Consider the following 17,319-nt stretch of genomic DNA (forward strand, 5'->3'; position numbering starts at 1 on the left):
TTTGTTCACGTTTAATAATATGAAAAATGTGGTAATTAATGTTGTAAGTCACTTTTATTTAATGAGTTGCGGAGGATTTTAAAAATGAAACCACCCCATCATTTAGAACTACCAACTGAATTAGAAAGTATTAGACCGTTAATTGAAAATTCATTATTACCTATATATAAATTATTACCTTTCTCAAAAACGACTTCTCTTTTTGATAGTAAATTTTCCGGGAGCGCATATTTCCCTTATAACATTACCTACCCAAAAGATATAGATGGTTGTCAAATGGCCATGTTAGCACAGATTAACTTCACACAATTAAATATGGAGCTACCTTTTCCAAAGGAAGGCATTCTTCAATTTTTCATATCGCCGTCAATTTATCGTTCAAAACTTCCTATAGAAGAACATTTATTTCAACACTATTTTAAAGTAAGATATTATCCACAAGTTTTACCTGCAGAAAAGTTAAACTATGATGTTCCTTTAAATAAAAAAGTGGAATATGAACCATTTCCTATTGGTAATGAAATGGCATTATTACTTACTCATACTTTTGAACCTGTTTCAGCAATGGATTACCGAGTTGAGAGATATTTAAAGAAACCTTTGTCATATTACTCAACAATACCTAATGATGGTAAATCGATTGAGGATCTTTATTTAGAACATTATTTAGGTGCAGAGCATAAAATAGGCGGATACCCATACTTTATTTATGATGATACGCGTAAAAGCTCTCCTTTTTTAAGAAGGTTTGATACACTATTATTACAAATAGTTTCTAATGACGCCCAAAATATTATGTGGGGAGACTCGGGAATCATTAAATTTTTTATAAATGAACAAAAATTGATGAACCTAGACTTTTCAGATATCTATTTTATTGCTGAACAATATGAGTAAATTTAAAATTGAAAATAGTTAAGGGATGCTAATTTCAATGAGATTACTTTGTCTATAAAGTACCCGAGAATTTTTTTGAAATAATTGAAGTAGGTGCAATAATAATGAGTATCCTTCTTAATCCTTATTTTTTTCTTCCAATTTTATTTGTCTTGAATTTATTATTCGCTATTACTGTTATCTTTTTAGAACGGAAAGACGCTTCTTCTGCTTGGGCCTGGATTCTTGTATTATTCTTCTTGCCATTTTTAGGGTTTGTATTATATCTCCTTCTTGGTAGACAACTACGGAAAAAACACTTATTTCGTTGGGACGGTCAGAAAGATATTGGTATAGATCAGCTAATTGGTTATCAAATCAAAGCAATTGAAGAAGATACATTGGAACTCCGCGACCAATATGTAGAAGATTATAAAAATTTGATCCATATGAATTTGAAAACTAACAATTCGGTTTTAACCCAAGACAATCGTATTCAAATCTTTAGTGATGGCACAGAGAAATTTGAAACGTTAATAGATGATATTTCATTAGCGAAAGATCATATTCATATTCAGTATTACATTTTTAAACTCGATCAGTTAGGACAACGAATCTTGTCTGCTCTAATCAAAAAGGCAAGACAAGGAGTAAAAGTTAGAATACTCTATGATGAGATGGGTTCAAGAGGATTAAAAAAGGGTCGTTTTAAAGAGCTAATGGAGTTAGGTGGAGAAGTAGAGGTCTTCTTCCCCTCTATATTACCTTTATTCAATCCCCGATTGAATTTCAGAAACCACCGTAAAATAGTTATTATTGATGGTCGTATTGGTTATATTGGGGGATTTAACGTAGGCGATGAATACTTAGGATTAAATAAAAAATTTGGTTACTGGCGCGACACACATTTAAAAATGGAAGGAAGTTCAGTTCATCCGCTCCAAACAAGATTTTTATTGGATTGGAATCAAGCAAGTAATAATAATATAAACTATTCAGAAAAATACTTCCCGGCAATTCCCAAAAAGGGAGATGTGGCAACTCAAATTGTTTCAAGTGGTCCTGATGCTGAATGGCCAGCTATTAAAAATGGTTATTTAAAATTATTAATGAGTGCGAAGCGTTACATCTATATTCAAACACCCTATTTTATCCCTGATAGTAGCTTCTTAAATGCAATCGAAGTTGCTACCCTTTCTGGAATTGATGTTAGAATAATGATTCCAAATAAACCAGACCATATGTTTGTTTACTGGGCAACTTATTCTTATGTTGGAGAATTACTAAAAGCTGGTGCTAAGGTTTATATTTATGAAAAAGGATTTATCCACGCAAAAATGATTGTCATTGATGACGAAGCCTCAACAGTAGGAACTGCAAATATAGACGTTCGTAGTTTTAGTTTGAATTTTGAAGTGAATGCATTTATATACAACCGTGAAATTTCACATGAATTAGCAGAGATTTTTGAACGTGATATTTTTGACTGTACTGAGTTAACTATTGAGCAATATAATAATCGGTCGAATATTATTAAATTTAAAGAATCGGTATCACGTTTACTAACACCAATATTATAAGAAAATGGCACTTCATTTTTTGAAGTGCCATTTCAATATTATTCAATTCCTAAAAATTCTTCTAAAGTAAGTTCTGATTCTTTAACTTCTGTTGCTAACGGAATACCTAAATAACGGAAATGCCACGATTCATACATATAACCTGTTATATTTTCTTTTCCTTTAGGATATCGAAGGATAAAACCATATTTATGAGCGTTCTCAACTAACCATTTTCCCGCTTCAGTTTCTCCAAATTCACTTGTTAGCCATACATCTTCTCTACCTACTTCACCAATGTCGAAGGCTAAACCTGTTTGGTGTTCAGAATAGCCCGGGCGAGCACTATATCGATCTGCATTATCTTTCCCATCTCGTGTTACGTATCTGTTGTATAAGTTTGATTGGTAGTCAAAAGAGCGGAAAGTACTAAATGCTGTAAGCTCAAATCCTGCATTACGCGCTGCTTCAGACATATCATTTAGTGCTGCTAGCGCTTCTGCATCCTCACCTGGATTATAATCTTTTGGCAAAGGGTATTTTTTATTTGCGATCAATACCCCTTTTATGAAAGTAGGCTCAGTTGGTAATGTTTGACCTACAATATATCCATTATCGTCTTTCGATGCTTCGTTTGTAGTAGAATTCGATACATCTTTATTATCTTTGTCTTCTTCCTCTTTTTGTTCTTCTTTATTTTCATCACGTTCATTAGAATTAGTAGGATTCGTATTATCTTCTCCCTTTTCAGGTTCAAGATTTTCTTCCGTTTTAGGATCTGCTTTCACGGGCTCTTTTTCTTCCATTTCTTCTTTCTGAACTTCTTCATGACTATTCTCATTTTTGTTAATAGTAATAAATACTATAGCAATTATTGCTAGAACTAAGAGAACAATTGTAATGATGGATAATGTAGTGTTGGTCTTTTTAGACATTGAGGATCTTTTCATTTTATCTTTCCTACTTTCTATTACAATAACTTTATATTAGCACTGTTTTATAGATTTGACTTAAAAATTTTAAAGAATAGTGCAAGATTAATATTATTTTTACATAAAAAGTTAGTAATAATATCTTCAAAGCCAACTACAAACTAATTATAAAAAAAAAAGACCTGAGTGAATTTTCTCACCAGGTCCTTCATCTTATTTTGCCACAACATTTTCAGGAATATCAGAGTAAAATTTTCTTCCAATATACGTTTGAATAATTAATAATATCCCGCTGACTGACCAATATAGTGGTAAAGCAGCCATAGAAGAAATGGAGATAATAACAATCATAATCGGCGAAATATAGATCATCAATTTCATTTGCTTTTTCTGAGCTTCAGGAACAGTCCATAATGAAACTTGAGCTTGAACAAAGTACACAACACCAGCAACTGCAGTCATTAATAAATCTGGAGTACCAAGATTAAACCATAAAAACTCATGGCTTTTCACATCTGGAGAATAAAGAATCGCAAAGTATAATCCCATGATAATTGGCATTTGAATCACAATAGGTAAACAACCCATATTAAAAGGGTTAATATTATGCTCGCGATAAAGAGCAAGCATCTCTTGCTGAATTGCCATTTGTTCTTCTTTTGTTTTTGCTGCTTTCAATTTCGCTTGAACTTCATCCATTTTAGGCTTAACAATATCCATTTTGGACTTCATTAAGGCCTGTCTACGGTAATTTTTAAGCATTGGCGGCATTAATATTAAGCGTATTGCAACAGTGATTGCAATGATTGCTAAGCCATAACTTCCACCAAAAAGCGCACCAAGGTAATCTAGTAAAAAATCCATTGGTTTAACAAAAATATCATAAAAGAATCCTTCTTGATTTTCAACCGCTTGACATCCTGTTAAAACTAACAATAATGCACCAAGCATAGAGAATAACAGTAGTTTTTTCATTAATCCACCCACTATATATTTTTACTATGTTGAAGTATACAGTACCTAATATAAAAAATACAATTAGCAGGTGTGCTTTTATGAAAAGAATTCTTCATATTATTAATTCCCTGCAATTTTAAAATAACTTGACTTTGAGTATTTGTGACTGCCGATAGCTTATGAAAGGCTGAAAACACAAACATCCTGAAATTATATGTTCTAACCACTTATAAAAGTTGGCTAATTTAACATATTTGAAGTTAGACAGACTCATATTCAACTTCGTTGATATCAAATCGATAGAAATCATGGTGCAATTCATCTCTGAAATGTTTCGGAGTTACCCCAGTATATTTTTTGAATATACGTGTGAAGTAACTTTGATTGCAGAAATGAAACTGTTCGGATATAGAGGTTATACTTTTGTTAGTATGTCTTAAGTAATATTGTGATTCTTCTACTCTACGAACATTTAAATATTCAACTAAAGTGATGCCTACGTGTTCTCTAAAAATACGGGATAGGTGACTTGTGCTAATGTGAAACTTACTGGCAATACTTTCTACTGTTAAGTCATTTTCTAATTCGTCATTTATGTACATAATTACTTTATTAACTGTTTGATGCTTAAACGTCGGTTGTTTACGATCTGCGATGAAATCTACATAAAATTCAATTAACTCGTCTGCAAATTGTAAGAACTCAGCATCTTTCATCTTGTTTTCTATCATATCGGCACATGCATAGTTAAAAGCAAACGCTTTCTTCGCAGGCACTTGGTTATCTAATAATTTTCGTGCTACGATTGAAGACAGATTGATAAAATATCCACGAACAATTTTTATTACTTGTTTCCCAAAACGAATGGATAGGATATCAATAATTTCATGTAATGACTGCTTTGCCTTTGCTGATTCTAGATGAAAGATTTCAAACAACAGCTTGGATTCAATATTAAAAAAATCTTCTAATCCGCTATATTGATTAATACCATCAATTTCTTGAAAGTACCTTTTAGATATTGTTTCTGATATTGAATGTTGATGCTGCATAAATTACCCCATCTTTCTTCAGAATGCACTCGCATTAATTTTTTACATAATTTGGTTATTTAATTTACTTTAAACGAATAAAGGTATGAGGAAATTATCTTTCCTACTATAAAATATTATTATTTAGTATTGAATGAGTATGATATGCAAAAACTTAATAGATTCTCTTTTTAAATATGTATAAAGTAATATTTTAATCTAATGTGAATATTACCATATTTTGAGTTTTTTTTTCAACTCTATTTTAGGTGCAATCAATTTCTATTAGAAAACTATTATTAATCTTAAATAAAATATGTTTTGTATAATAATAATAATTTTATGCCGTGTAAAAATATGTAAAGATATTAACATGTTTAATCTCATTATTGAACTTCTAATATTAATTGCATCAATATTTCTTAATTATTCCACAATCTTCTCTTTTTCATTTTATCAAATATGTAGTAATATGAATTTATACTTATTTAATTATGAAGAGGTGTAATATAGTGGATCCAAAACAAATTGAAGAAATCATGGATGTCATAAAAGATTTCTTCCCTGAAAACACATCAATCGCAATCTCTGATACAAATGAATATTTGTACTATCAGCCAAGCAAGAAAGTAGATTTAAAAATCAAGCCTGGTGATCCTATTAAAGAGGGATCTGCAGCATATAAAGCACTTACATATGGCCAAAAAATTAATACTTATATTGAACCAGACGTTTTTGGCGTTCCGTATTATGGAATGAGTATTCCTCTTATTGAAGAAGGTGAAACGAAGGGTGCAATTACTGCCATTTTCCCACAAAAGCCTTCTCCATTTTTAACTAATTATATAACAATTAAGATTGATGATTGTTGGTACCCTATTAAACATAACGAAGTCATTTATCTTGAAACCCAATTGCGTAAAACGTTTGTAAAAACGATGCATCGGGAAGGTTACCACCGTTTAAATTTAAGTGACCTAGAACTTTTCTTAGCTCCAGACTCATTTATACGTTGCCATCGTTCTTACATTGTAAATATTGATTTCATTGAAGAAATTCAACCTGATTCACATTCTACATTCCTACTTATCATGAAGGATGGAACTCGAATTCCTGTTAGCCAAAGATACGCAAGTTATTTCCGACGTTCTTTAGGATTCTAAATAATATTATATCTACAAAGCGACTTTTGAACCACGTTTTAAAGTTGCTTTGTATTTTTTTATGTTTTTGCTATTCGACAAATTTCGATCAACCCCTTCTATTCCGTCATTTTTACTGGTTTTTTCTTTCTGAAACGGTAATTAAGCACTTTCATAAAATTATTGAAGATTTTGTGACATTTTGGTGTTACTATAAGAATATAAGATTTATATTGTATTGCACTTAATATAGTGTACAGTTTATGCTTTTCCTATATAGCAAAAGGGGGATTTTAAAATGGATCCAAGAGTCGAAAAACGCTTAGGACTAAAAAATTTGTCTGAAAAGATTGTTACAGCAGAAGAAGCAGCAGCACTTATTCCAAATGGTGCGGTTGTCGGTATGAGTGGTTTCACACGTGCTGGTGACGCTAAAGTTGTTCCAATGGCATTAGTAGAAAGAGCTAAAAATGAAGAAATTAAAATTGATGTATATACAGGAGCATCACTTGGACCAGAAGTGGACAAGTATTTAGCTGAAGCTGGTGCTATTCGTAAACGTGGACCTTTCATTGCAGACCCAATGATTCGTAACCAAATTAACACTGGTGATGTTTTATATGTAGATGCTCATTTGTCTCATAACGCAGAATTAGTTCGCCAAGGAATCATTGGCCCTATTAGCTACTTAATTTTAGAAGCAACTGCAATTACTGAAGATGGTATGATCATCCCTACAACTTCTGTAGGTAACTCACCTATCTTTGCTGAATATGCAGAAAATATTATTGTAGAATTAAACGTATCTCACCCAGAGTCGCTTATCGGAATTCATGATATTTATGTTCCAGCACCACAGGGTGAACGTGAACCAATCAACATGACTAATCCAAAACAACGTATTGGTGAAGTTGGTATTAAAGTAGATCCTGCGAAAATTAAAGCAATTGTAGTTTCTGAAGAACCAGATGCTCCATCATTAATCGTACCGCCAGATGAAGAAACACAAACAATGGCAAACCTTTTACTTGATTTCTTCCGTTCAGAAATTAATGCTGGTCGCTTAACAAACAAATTAATGCCTTTACAATCTGGTGTTGGATCAGTTGCAAACGCAGTATTAGACGGCTTTGCAGACTCTGAATTTGAAGATTTAGTTGTAGCATCTGAAGTACTTCAAGATGCAGTGTTCAACTTAATTGATGCTGGTAAAGTAAGTTTTGCTGCAGCAACGTCTATTACTCTTTCTGAAGAATTACAGAAAAAAGTTTATGGAAACCTTGAGAAATATGCAGACAAATTATGCTTACGTCCACAAGAGATTTCAAACCATCCAGAGTTAATCCGTCGTATGGGGTTAATCTCTATCAATACTGCACTTGAGTTAGACATTTACGGTAACGTAAACTCTACACATGTTAGTGGTACTAAAATGATGAACGGTATCGGTGGTTCTGGTGACTTCGCTCGTAACGCTCGTCTTGGTATTTTCGTAACAAAATCATACGCTAAAGGCGGAGCTATTTCGTCAATCGTTCCAATGGTATCTCACGTAGACCATACAGAACATGATGTTGACGTAATTGTTACAGAACAAGGTATTGCTGACTTACGTGGATTAGCTCCAAAAGAGCGTGCAGCACTAATTATCGAAAACTGTGTACATCCTGATTATAAAGAGCAATTACGCGATTACTACAACCGCGCAGTTGAAGCAACAGGCAATTCACAAACACCACATATTTTAGAAGAAGCTTTATCTTGGCATGTGAACCTTGCTAAAAACAAAACAATGAAAAAAGAAACAGCTAACGCTTAATTATCAAAACGGTAAAATCATATATTTGATTTTACCGTTCTTTTTTTATTTACACTATTCATCTTAATTTCTATTTTTTAAATGTAAGTTTGACTACTGAAACATATATTTCAAATACACCTTTAAATATGATAATATATTAATGTGCATTATTATCAAATGGGAGGTTGTTCCATGCGGTATTTAATCTATGCGATAATCTTTTTGTCGTTTTTTGATTTATTTACTCAACTACCAATTATGAGTACATTTGCTGAATCCGTTGGAGCATCAACATTCGTCATAGGATTGGCCGTTGGTATGTATTCCTTTTCTAATACATTTGGGAATATCATCTCTGGGTTTTGGACCGATCGAAAGGGACCCTTCTTTGTATTAATTACTGGCTTATTTACTACAGGTATATCTCTTTTACTCTATCATCTTATACATGAACCCATTATTTTAATTATCGTTCGCTTTGTTCATGGACTTGTTGCTGGTTTAATTGTCCCAGCTGCATTTACTTATTTAGCGAATATTACAGAAAAAGACAAACGTGGTAAGAGAAGCGCTGTATCAGGGGCATTTGTCGGGATTGCAGCTATTGCAGGTCCTGCATTTAGTGGAATTCTTGCAAGTCGTATTAGTGTACCTTCAGTATTTAGCATTACGTCAATATTCATGCTTTTTCTCGGCATATTAGCACTATTTACCCTAAGAAAAATCACTATTTCTAAAACTAGTAAGAAAGAAGATAAACTACAGAACTCTACAGGTGTCATTGGTGGATTTTTCAAAAACTCCATGTTAGTTAAAGCTTTTACTGGCGCGTTCTTCCTAATGTTTTCACAAGGTGTTATTGCGTATTTATTACCTTTGAGAGTGCAAGAGTTAGGCTTTGATTCTAAAGTTACAGGTACATTATTAAGCACTTTTGGTATTGTAGCTGTACTTGTTTTCTTATTACCAACAAATCGTTTATTTGATAAAATCGCTCCAGTCTACACATTAGCTTTTGGCATTTCGTTAATGGGCATTAGCCAAATTTTATTAAGTATTTCAGTAGATATGATTTATTTATATTTAGCACTAGCTTGTTATGGAGTTGGTTTTGGGTTCTTATTCCCCTCTATCAATTCATTATTAATAGACTCCACTTCTGCAGAAAACCGAGGAAAAGCTTATGGTTATTTCTACGCATTCTTCTCATTTGGGGTTGTAGTAGGATCTATGTTAATAGGCGGACTTCCATTAAGCATTCAAGAAGGCTTTGTATTAACAGGTGTTATTTTACTTGCATTCTCATTAGTAGCTTTAATTGGTAATCGAAAAAATGTTAGAAAAACACAACTTGATCCAAATAGAATGAATTAATGTTTTTGAGAATAGATTACTGAAGTCATGGAAAAAAAGTCGACAACATTGTGCATAGTTGTCGACTTTTATTTATGATCTATCTTGCTTATGATTATAGTAGGAAAGGGCAGTTTGTCCCCCACCTTCTCCGATGAAGTTGTTTCCTCTTATACTTGTGTCATTCACACTTGCTGCTGTTTCAGCTAGTTCCTTTAGTGAATCATTTTCTGAAACAAAATTGTTAAAGTTCTTTTTATTCATAGCTTTTGATCTGAACGAACTTATCATTTCCATCGTTTTATCACGATTTTCCTTTTTACTCAAAAATGTTGCAACTCCGGCAGCTAATGCTGTTAAAACTACGCCTTTTCCCTTCATTTTCGCCAATTTTATCCCCTCCAAAAATTCTATATATATTAATTTCACCTTTTTATTTCTTTTTATACTCCCATGAAATTGTCCTTTTTTCTGTAGAATAAAAATTCTTCACTAATTATGTCTCTTTTTGTATTTTATTGCTTTTTCGTTCTATTTATCTGATGTTTTTAATAGATTAGTAGTATTCGATTTTTTAAAAAATGGAGGGTGGACTACATGAAGAATCAGGAACTTTACTATGATTGGATGGATATTATCTCCTATTTTGTTGGCGCAATAATTTTAACTGTGTTTGTCTATCTCTTTTTACAACTTTAAATCTACTAATTTACTACTATATATACTCTATACATTCCAATTACTATAAAAGAAAAGTGTGTAGATGTATCCTTCACATCTACACACTAACAATTATGCTTTCACATCATCGTATTCATTACTTTTATTAAATACTTGTACAACATACGAGCAAACAGCTTCCATTTTGTAGTTATTCTCTCTTGCATACTCAGAAGCTTTATCTAAAAGCTTTTTAGCAATTCCTTGACCCCTTAATACATCAGATACAAACGTATGGTTCATTACCATAATGTCCCCTCTTTGTATCCACTCAATCTCAGCTAATTTTTCTCCATCCTTAATGTACTCAAATGCGAAATTCTCTGAGCTCAATTCTTTTAACGTGAATTCCATCTGTTAACTCCTCCCCTTTGTGTAAATCTTCAAAACATAAATCAAATTTTACTGATTATTGCAATTCTGTCCATCCATCTTGTTGTTTTACAATACCTGATTTCATTAGGGTGCCTAATGCACGTTTAAAAGCACCTTTACTCATATGAAACATTTCTGTTATTTCTTCTGGTGTTGATTTATCACCAAATGGCATTTTACCTCCAACACTTTGTAAGTAATCCAGAATTTGTTCAGCATCCGTACTTAGCCTTTCATGTTTTCTCGGAAGCAACGATCCATTTAAGGAACCATCCTCTTTCACAGCAATGACACGTATTGTAACATCTTGTCCTAATCTCGGTTCACTTTCCATTTCTGAATTATGAACAAATATACGATAAGGGATTTCTACGCCTAATAAAAAAGCACCCACTGGTAATAAGCGATAAGGTCGAGCTACTAAGTTTTTATTGTGTAAATCGTCAAATGCGCCTTCAAAAATATCATTTACCTTTTCTTCAGTTACTAATCGGCCAAACAAATCTCCATTTCGATCTGTACGAAGAGTTAAATATAAATGATCTCCTACTTCTGGCCAGACATCTCGAATTTGCGGTAAGTCCTCAGCTTTAACTAATACTTCCTTAGAAGTACCAATATCTACAAAGGCACCTTCATTAGTAACTTTTATTACACGAGCCCAACCGTACTCTCCTTGTACAATCTCCGGAATAGCAGTCGTTGCTTGCAAGTTTCCTCTGCGATCAGCGAAAAGAAATACTTTTAAACGATCTCCTCTTGAAAATGATTCTGTCAGTTCTGAAATATTAAGTGGGATTTCTAAATCTCCATTTGTTAATAATAATCGTGATCCTTGTTCTTCTAATACAGTTAATTCAACAACTTGTCCTGATTTAAGTTCTTCCATAGTTATTCCTTTCGTTTTAACATTTGTTACTGGTTATTTGCCTTTATATCTTCTAGCTTTTTTATGACGGTTGGATCTTCTTCTAGAAGTTGCACTAAGTCAGCGATTCTATCTATAGAATTCCAACTTAAATGGTGTTCAATACCTTCAACATCCTCATAAATCTTTTCTTCGTCTACACCGATTAGCCTCAAAAATTGTTCTAGTAAATCATGTCTTTTTACTAATCTTTTACCTAGTCGTTCACCCTTTGATGTTAGTGTCAATCCTCTATATTTTTCATAGATTAAATAGCCATCTTTGTCTAATTTTTGGACCATCTTTGTTACTGAGGAAGGTAAGACTGATAATGCTTCTGCTATGTCAGACACCCTAGCATATCCTTTTGTTTCAATAAGTAAATAGATTTGTTCAATATGGTCTTCCATACTAGGTGTAGGCATTAGCGACCCCTCACTTTCAACATCTTACTATTAAGTTTACTACAAGCTCACCTGAAAAGGTAACAATTAACAAGAACAACTAAGCGAATGCTCCCCCTAAAATACTGTTTCAGTGGTTTATTACCTAAACCTAATAGTTAGAAAAAGCCGACTCTCTGTTTCTGAGTCAGCCTAGACATGAATTCTGCACCGCTGAAGTCAATTCTTTGAATGACCTGGCTTTTTGCCAACTAAATGTATTGCATGAATAATTTCCTTGTTAACAATACTTATATATATAGGATTGTTTAACCTTTTAAAAACTTCATCCCTTTGCAAAACAGATGAAACATAATTTGAAGGAAGTTTATTCAATGCATTTGCTACAATATTCAATTCACAACGTCCACAATGGCAAAACGTTTGATACTCTGGTCCAAACAATAGAAATCTAACGAGTCCGCGAACTATTTCTTCTGTTACATTCACTAATATTGGTTGTGTCATTATGTTTTTTTCTCCATCGTTGTTTTTGTGTGTGATAAAACATCTAGATCAACAACTAAAATGACAATTTATATGTTACAGTATTAAAGTTTTCACCTTAACATATTCAATTCTATGTCTAAAAGTATTGGACAATGATCGCTTCCGAAGACTTCCGAATGGATTGATGCTTCTTTTATTAGTTCGCTTAAAGCATTAGAAACAATAAAATAGTCGATTCTCCATCCAATGTTCCTTTCCCTAACTTTATTCATGTAAGACCACCAAGTATAAGAATCTGTCTTTTCAGGGTAGAGAAAACGAAATGAATCGGTAAACCCGGACGACAATAATTCTGACATTTTCCCACGTTCTTCATATGTAAAACCTGAATTTCCTATATTGGATTTTGCATTTTTTAAGTCAATTTCAGTATGTGCTACATTTAAGTCTCCACAATAGATTACTGGTTTTTCAACATTTAGACTTAATAAGTATTCTTTTAATTTATCTTCCCACTCCAGTCTAAATTTAAGTCTTGCTAAATCTCTTTGGGAATTAGGTGTGTAAACATTGACCAAGTAGAACTGTTCGTATTCTAAAGTTATAATTCTTCCTTCCATTTCATCTTCTTCAACTCCAACGCCATATCGCACATTTTTCGGCCTGTGTTTTGTAAATATCGCAGTTCCCGAATAGCCTTTCTTCTCTGCATAATTCCAAAATTGTTCGTAACCTTCCAAGTCAAGTTGTACTTGTCCATCTTGACATTTTGTTTCTTGAATACAGAAAAAATCAGCATCCACTTCATGAAAGTAATTTAAAAATCCTTTTGTCAGGCATGCTCGAATACCATTTACATTCCAAGATATAAACTTCATCATATTCTCCTTATGTATAAAAAAATAAAGCGCCACGTGCTCTTTTCACGATTGGCGCTTTCTATTGTACTAATCTTCCCCAACAATTTTAACTTCAAGTTCTAAGTCAACACCGTATTTATCTTTTACTACATTTCTCACCATTTCAATTGTTTGAATATAGTCAGATGCTGTAGCATCACCTTTATTAATAATAAACCCAGCATGTTTTGTAGAAACCTCTGCACCACCAACACCTTTACCTTGCAAACCACTATCTTGAATAAGTTTTCCTGCAAAGTATCCAGGTGGTCTTTTAAATACACTACCTGCAGAAGGGTATTCTAAAGGTTGTTTTGATTCCCTTTTGAATGTTAAATCAGCAATTTTCTCATCAATTTCTGCTTTGTCCCCTTCTTCAAGTTGAAATAGAGAAGAAAGTACATAATAACCTTCTTGAGAAATAATGCTATGTCTATACCTTAAATCTAATTCATCTTTAGATAAGACAAGAATTTCTCCTTCTTTTGTTAAGACTGTTGATGAAATAATGATATCCTTAATTTCCCCACCGTAAGCTCCCGCGTTCATCGCCATTGCTCCACCTACCGAGCCTGGGATTCCACACGCAAATTCAAATCCGGTTAGACATTTGTTCGCAGCAATTTTAGAAACGTCTTTAATTAATGCACCGCTTTGTGCATAAATACGAGTACCTTCCACTCGAATTTCATCTAAGTTTGCAAACGTAATGACAATTCCTCTAACACCACCATCACGTACAACCATGTTTGAACCGTTTCCAAGCATCAAAAGCGGAATATTGGAATCATATGCATATTTAACAACAGCTTGTGCTTCTTTTTCTGTTTCTGGCATAACAAACACATCGGCAGCCCCTCCGAGTTTTGTCATCGTGTATTTTTTTAATAATTCATTGGTCTTAATATTATTTGGATTCACTATTTGGGCTAAATCTTTAGCCCATTTTTGCATAGTCATCATTGAAAAATCCTTTCTAAATCAAATACGTCATACTTAGTATGGGAAATGAAAAGCTTTTTGGCAAGTGGCTATACTCACTTGTTTATCCATTTTTTTGACCAATTTTCGACTTCTCGAATCGCTCCTTCGAGTGCACGGCCTTTTTCAGTCAATGAATATTCAACACGAATAGGCACTTCTGAAAAGACTTCCCTTTCCACAATGCCTTCTTTCTCCAATTCCTTTAAGCGTTCTGATAATAATCGACCACTTATCGGTAAAGACGATTCAATCTCGTTAAATCTTTGTGGACCTTCCAATAACTGATATAAAATTAATGTTGTCCACCGTTTACCTAAGAGATCCATTGCCTTAGCCAATCTTGGACAAATGCATATTTCTTTCAACAAGAAACACCTCTAATCTAATGTTGTAGTGTATCGTTATAAATGTCTATTTGAATAAGTTAACTGTATCATTCTATATCTACTTACGAAAAGTAACTATATAATCATTTTATCATTATAACCAATCTTGTGCCTATATTTTCATTGAATTTTATCAAATATGTTTTCTGCTGAATGAATACGTAAATTTAAATCCCCCTTGATTAAATCAGGGGGATTCCAAAGATAAGATATTATATGCATTTAATGTTTCAATGGTCATCAAAGCGGAGAACCTACGTTGTCACTATTGATTTTTATTTATGTTTCAGTCCCGCTTCACTAGCTGCTTGCTCAATTGTTTGTTCGAATAAAGCCTGAGGTTGTGCACCAGATATTCCGTACTTATTATCAAATACGAAGAAAGGTACTCCACGAACACCTAACTGCTGTGCTTCAAAGATATCCTTCTCCACATCGCCTTTAAACTGATTACCATCTAATATTTCCTTTGCCTCTGCCTTGTTTAGCCCGAGTTCCTCGACAAGTCTTAATAATACATCACTCTTACCAATAGCTTCTCCTTCGAGGAAATAGGCTTTTAACAATCGTTCGCTCATTTCATGACCTTGCCCTTTTGTTTCTGCCCATTTAGCCAAACGGTGAGCAGCAACAGTATTCGCAGTTTTCATCTGGTCAAAGTCATAATCTAAACCAACTTCTTTTGCACGTGTTGCTACATTTTCAGTCATATTTTTTGCTTGTTCTTCCGACACTTGATACTTTTTTGCTAAGGAAGAAATAACGGGTTCTTCTGTATCTACCGGTGTTGTTGGATCTAATAAGAAACTTTTATATTCTACTTCTATTTGTCCTTCATATCCTGAGTCTTTAATTGCCTTTTCAAGCTGTCTTTTTCCAATATAACAAAATGGACATACATAATCTGACCAAACTTCTACTTTCATCATTTTGCCCCCTTTTCACCTCATTTTACGAATCTAATTCATAATGTTCAATAATACTGCTCATTTGAATAATGTCTGCATAATTTACCGATACTTGTAAAAAACAACTGCTTTGGAGGTCCTTATGCAAAATTCACTATGGTTAGCTGGAATTGAAAAATTAACATTAAATAAACTATCCACTTCTTTAAATTGCGATGTTTGTATTGTGGGAGGTGGTTTAACAGGAATTTACACTGCCTATCTATTAGCAAAAAAAGGGGTTAACGTTGTACTGCTTGAAGGGAATTCTTCAGTAGGTATTGCAACTACCGGACATTCTACTGGCAAACTAACACCTCAACATGATGCAGTTTTCAGTAAGCTATTAGGGGCATTTTCAGAGGATGAGGCACGAATTTATTATGATGCCAATGTAAGTGCAATAGAGGCAGCCTTACAAAATGCATCCATTGATTTATATCAAAAGGTTGATTCCTATGTATTTGCCACAACTGAGCAAGGTAAAAAGACTTTAGATGATGAGGCTGAAGCTTATAAGACTCTTAAAATTCCTGGTTACGAAACTCTAGAAACGGAGTTACCTTTCGATGTGCTTTCAAGCATTAACCTACCTAATACATTCCAAATTCATCCAACAAATTTTGCTTTACACTATGCAAAACTTGCGATAAAAGAAGGGGCTAATCTATATGTAAATTCCCGAGTGACTAAAGTGGCAATTGATGAAAAAGCAGTATATGTTGATGATGATTTACAAGTATCCTTCAACCATCTCGTATTAGCAACTCATTACCCAATAGAAGCAGTAAAAGGGCTTCAACTTGCCAAACTTTCTGTAGAAAGATCTTATTTAACAGCAACAAAAACATCAGAAATGCTAAAAGGACAATATATCTCAGTAGATACTCCTTCTAGGACAATACGTACCGCACTAATTAATAATCAGCCTTATTTTATATATGGTGGTAGCTCCCATAAGGCAGGTACAATTGAAGATACACAATCCTATTATGAAGTATTACAAAATGAGGTTGTATCAAAATTTGACTTATCAAAACCTGAATTTTTATGGAGTGCTCAAGATCCAGATACAGCCGATTCCCTACCGTATGTAGGGCCAATTACAGAAAATGAGCCAAATGTCTATATAGCAACTGGATATCGTAAATGGGGACTCTCCAACTCTCTTGTTGCAGGTGAAATTATTACAAGTGCTATTTTAAAGGAACCACATCCTGCTTCAGATATATATAATCCTGCACGGAATCAGTTTGGAAGTACAATGTTAAGAATGCTTAATTTAATCGGTTTTACGGTTGCAAATTTAGCAGATGGTTATATAACTCGATTAGATGCACCAAAATGTACTCATTTAGGTTGTAGAACACGATGGAACGACGGCGATGAAACGTGGGATTGTCCATGTCACGGATCTCGTTTTGACAAATTCGGAAATGTAATTGAGGGACCTGCTGTATATCCACTAGATTTAAAGTCATAAAAAGAGCGACTCATTTTGAGTCGCCCAGATTGTCGACAAAAGGTCATCAAAATGCTTTTCATTTTGAAGACCTT

At 33.5% G+C, this 17,319-nt stretch carries 18 protein-coding genes; 6 read left to right on the forward strand and 12 right to left on the reverse strand.

The genetic code is table 11. The features are described 5' to 3' along the window. Positions 1–84: 84 nt before the first annotated feature. Together CD29_RS16855 and cls are read left to right on the forward strand one after the other, a co-directional pair. The gene (locus tag CD29_RS16855; RefSeq protein ID WP_052124227.1) at positions 85–897 is read left to right on the forward strand and encodes a YwqG family protein; all 813 of its coding nucleotides are present in this window, start codon (positions 85–87) and stop codon (positions 895–897) included. A gap of 104 nt (positions 898–1,001) precedes the next feature. Then, positions 1,002–2,456, forward strand: a complete 1,455-nt coding sequence (cls, locus tag CD29_RS16860) for a cardiolipin synthase (protein ID WP_036189535.1) — start codon at positions 1,002–1,004, stop codon at positions 2,454–2,456. 38 nt (positions 2,457–2,494) lie between these two features. Here cls and CD29_RS16865 read toward each other — a convergent pair whose 3' ends face one another. From CD29_RS16865 to CD29_RS16875, 3 genes are all read right to left on the reverse strand, one after another. Beyond that, positions 2,495–3,385, reverse strand: coding sequence for a M15 family metallopeptidase (locus CD29_RS16865; RefSeq protein WP_235801859.1), 891 nt, complete (start codon positions 3,383–3,385; stop codon positions 2,495–2,497). Between the two features lie 195 nt (positions 3,386–3,580). Beyond that, positions 3,581–4,342: a membrane protein insertase YidC gene (yidC, locus tag CD29_RS16870; RefSeq protein WP_036189537.1), complete on the reverse strand. Its 762-nt coding sequence runs from the start codon at positions 4,340–4,342 to the stop codon at positions 3,581–3,583. Positions 4,343–4,584: 242 nt separating this feature from the next. Further along, complete coding sequence (locus CD29_RS16875; RefSeq protein ID WP_036189540.1) at positions 4,585–5,376, reverse strand: helix-turn-helix transcriptional regulator; 792 nt, start codon at positions 5,374–5,376, stop codon at positions 4,585–4,587. Positions 5,377–5,867: 491 nt separating this feature from the next. Here CD29_RS16875 and CD29_RS16880 point away from each other — a divergent pair, with 491 nt between their 5' ends. The 3 genes from CD29_RS16880 to CD29_RS16890 all read left to right on the forward strand — a co-directional run bounded on the left by CD29_RS16880 (position 5,868) and on the right by CD29_RS16890 (position 9,672). Continuing rightward, positions 5,868–6,518: a LytTR family DNA-binding domain-containing protein gene (locus CD29_RS16880; protein WP_036189543.1), complete on the forward strand. Its 651-nt coding sequence runs from the start codon at positions 5,868–5,870 to the stop codon at positions 6,516–6,518. Between the two features lie 277 nt (positions 6,519–6,795). Next, positions 6,796–8,316, forward strand: coding sequence for a succinate CoA transferase (locus tag CD29_RS16885; protein ID WP_036189546.1), 1,521 nt, complete (start codon positions 6,796–6,798; stop codon positions 8,314–8,316). A gap of 174 nt (positions 8,317–8,490) precedes the next feature. Further along, a complete protein-coding gene (locus tag CD29_RS16890; protein WP_052124228.1) occupies positions 8,491–9,672 on the forward strand; it encodes an MFS transporter in 1,182 nt (393 codons plus the stop codon). Positions 9,673–9,744: 72 nt separating this feature from the next. Here the strand turns inward: CD29_RS16890 and CD29_RS16895 are convergent, their stop codons facing one another. The 9 genes from CD29_RS16895 to CD29_RS16935 form a co-directional block, all read right to left on the reverse strand. Further along, on the reverse strand, positions 9,745–10,041 hold the full coding sequence (locus tag CD29_RS16895; protein WP_036189549.1) for a hypothetical protein: 297 nt from the start codon (positions 10,039–10,041) through the stop codon (positions 9,745–9,747). Between the two features lie 402 nt (positions 10,042–10,443). Next, positions 10,444–10,725 (reverse strand): GNAT family N-acetyltransferase, encoded by a 282-nt coding sequence (locus CD29_RS16900; protein WP_036189552.1) that lies wholly within the window; start codon positions 10,723–10,725, stop codon positions 10,444–10,446. 55 nt (positions 10,726–10,780) lie between these two features. Next, positions 10,781–11,635, reverse strand: coding sequence for a CvfB family protein (locus CD29_RS16905; protein WP_036189555.1), 855 nt, complete (start codon positions 11,633–11,635; stop codon positions 10,781–10,783). A gap of 26 nt (positions 11,636–11,661) precedes the next feature. Continuing rightward, positions 11,662–12,078, reverse strand: coding sequence for a transcriptional regulator MntR (gene mntR / locus CD29_RS16910; RefSeq protein ID WP_036189558.1), 417 nt, complete (start codon positions 12,076–12,078; stop codon positions 11,662–11,664). Positions 12,079–12,276: 198 nt separating this feature from the next. Further along, entirely contained in the window at positions 12,277–12,564 is a 288-nt protein-coding gene (locus CD29_RS16915; RefSeq protein ID WP_036189561.1) for a late competence development ComFB family protein, read from the reverse strand. 92 nt (positions 12,565–12,656) lie between these two features. Further along, the gene (locus tag CD29_RS16920) at positions 12,657–13,424 is read right to left on the reverse strand and encodes an exodeoxyribonuclease III (RefSeq protein ID WP_036189564.1); all 768 of its coding nucleotides are present in this window, start codon (positions 13,422–13,424) and stop codon (positions 12,657–12,659) included. A gap of 69 nt (positions 13,425–13,493) precedes the next feature. Next, positions 13,494–14,405 carry a UDP-N-acetylmuramate dehydrogenase gene (gene murB, locus CD29_RS16925; RefSeq protein WP_036189567.1) on the reverse strand — a complete coding sequence of 304 codons (912 nt, stop codon included), beginning with the start codon at positions 14,403–14,405 and terminating at the stop codon, positions 13,494–13,496. A 77-nt stretch (positions 14,406–14,482) separates the two neighbouring features. After that, positions 14,483–14,755 carry a winged helix-turn-helix transcriptional regulator gene (locus CD29_RS16930; RefSeq protein ID WP_408056633.1) on the reverse strand — a complete coding sequence of 91 codons (273 nt, stop codon included), beginning with the start codon at positions 14,753–14,755 and terminating at the stop codon, positions 14,483–14,485. Positions 14,756–15,090: 335 nt separating this feature from the next. Next, positions 15,091–15,741, reverse strand: coding sequence for a DsbA family oxidoreductase (locus tag CD29_RS16935; RefSeq protein ID WP_052124229.1), 651 nt, complete (start codon positions 15,739–15,741; stop codon positions 15,091–15,093). 124 nt (positions 15,742–15,865) lie between these two features. Between CD29_RS16935 and CD29_RS16940 the strand changes: the two genes are divergently transcribed. After that, complete coding sequence (locus CD29_RS16940) at positions 15,866–17,245, forward strand: FAD-dependent oxidoreductase (RefSeq protein WP_036189574.1); 1,380 nt, start codon at positions 15,866–15,868, stop codon at positions 17,243–17,245. Positions 17,246–17,319 lie beyond the last annotated feature (74 nt).

The organism is Ureibacillus manganicus DSM 26584 (assembly GCF_000772945.1).
Lineage (GTDB): Bacteria > Bacillota > Bacilli > Bacillales_A > Planococcaceae > Ureibacillus > Ureibacillus manganicus.

Excerpts from the sequence above, each read along its gene's own strand:
- CD29_RS16855 (WP_052124227.1), top strand. The coding sequence starts at position 85 with ATGAAACCACCCCATCATTTAGAACTACCAACTGAATTAGAAAGTATT.
- cls (WP_036189535.1), top strand. The coding sequence starts at position 1,002 with ATGAGTATCCTTCTTAATCCTTATTTTTTTCTTCCAATTTTATTTGTC.
- CD29_RS16865 (WP_235801859.1), bottom strand. The coding sequence starts at position 3,385 with ATGAAAAGATCCTCAATGTCTAAAAAGACCAACACTACATTATCCATC.
- yidC (WP_036189537.1), bottom strand. The coding sequence starts at position 4,342 with ATGAAAAAACTACTGTTATTCTCTATGCTTGGTGCATTATTGTTAGTT.
- CD29_RS16875 (WP_036189540.1), bottom strand. The coding sequence starts at position 5,376 with ATGCAGCATCAACATTCAATATCAGAAACAATATCTAAAAGGTACTTT.
- CD29_RS16885 (WP_036189546.1), top strand. The coding sequence starts at position 6,796 with ATGGATCCAAGAGTCGAAAAACGCTTAGGACTAAAAAATTTGTCTGAA.
- CD29_RS16890 (WP_052124228.1), top strand. The coding sequence starts at position 8,491 with ATGCGGTATTTAATCTATGCGATAATCTTTTTGTCGTTTTTTGATTTA.
- CD29_RS16900 (WP_036189552.1), bottom strand. The coding sequence starts at position 10,725 with ATGGAATTCACGTTAAAAGAATTGAGCTCAGAGAATTTCGCATTTGAG.
- CD29_RS16905 (WP_036189555.1), bottom strand. The coding sequence starts at position 11,635 with ATGGAAGAACTTAAATCAGGACAAGTTGTTGAATTAACTGTATTAGAA.
- mntR (WP_036189558.1), bottom strand. The coding sequence starts at position 12,078 with ATGCCTACACCTAGTATGGAAGACCATATTGAACAAATCTATTTACTT.
- CD29_RS16915 (WP_036189561.1), bottom strand. The coding sequence starts at position 12,564 with ATGACACAACCAATATTAGTGAATGTAACAGAAGAAATAGTTCGCGGA.
- CD29_RS16920 (WP_036189564.1), bottom strand. The coding sequence starts at position 13,424 with ATGAAGTTTATATCTTGGAATGTAAATGGTATTCGAGCATGCCTGACA.
- murB (WP_036189567.1), bottom strand. The coding sequence starts at position 14,405 with ATGACTATGCAAAAATGGGCTAAAGATTTAGCCCAAATAGTGAATCCA.
- CD29_RS16930 (WP_408056633.1), bottom strand. The coding sequence starts at position 14,755 with ATGGATCTCTTAGGTAAACGGTGGACAACATTAATTTTATATCAGTTA.
- CD29_RS16935 (WP_052124229.1), bottom strand. The coding sequence starts at position 15,741 with ATGAAAGTAGAAGTTTGGTCAGATTATGTATGTCCATTTTGTTATATT.
- CD29_RS16940 (WP_036189574.1), top strand. The coding sequence starts at position 15,866 with ATGCAAAATTCACTATGGTTAGCTGGAATTGAAAAATTAACATTAAAT.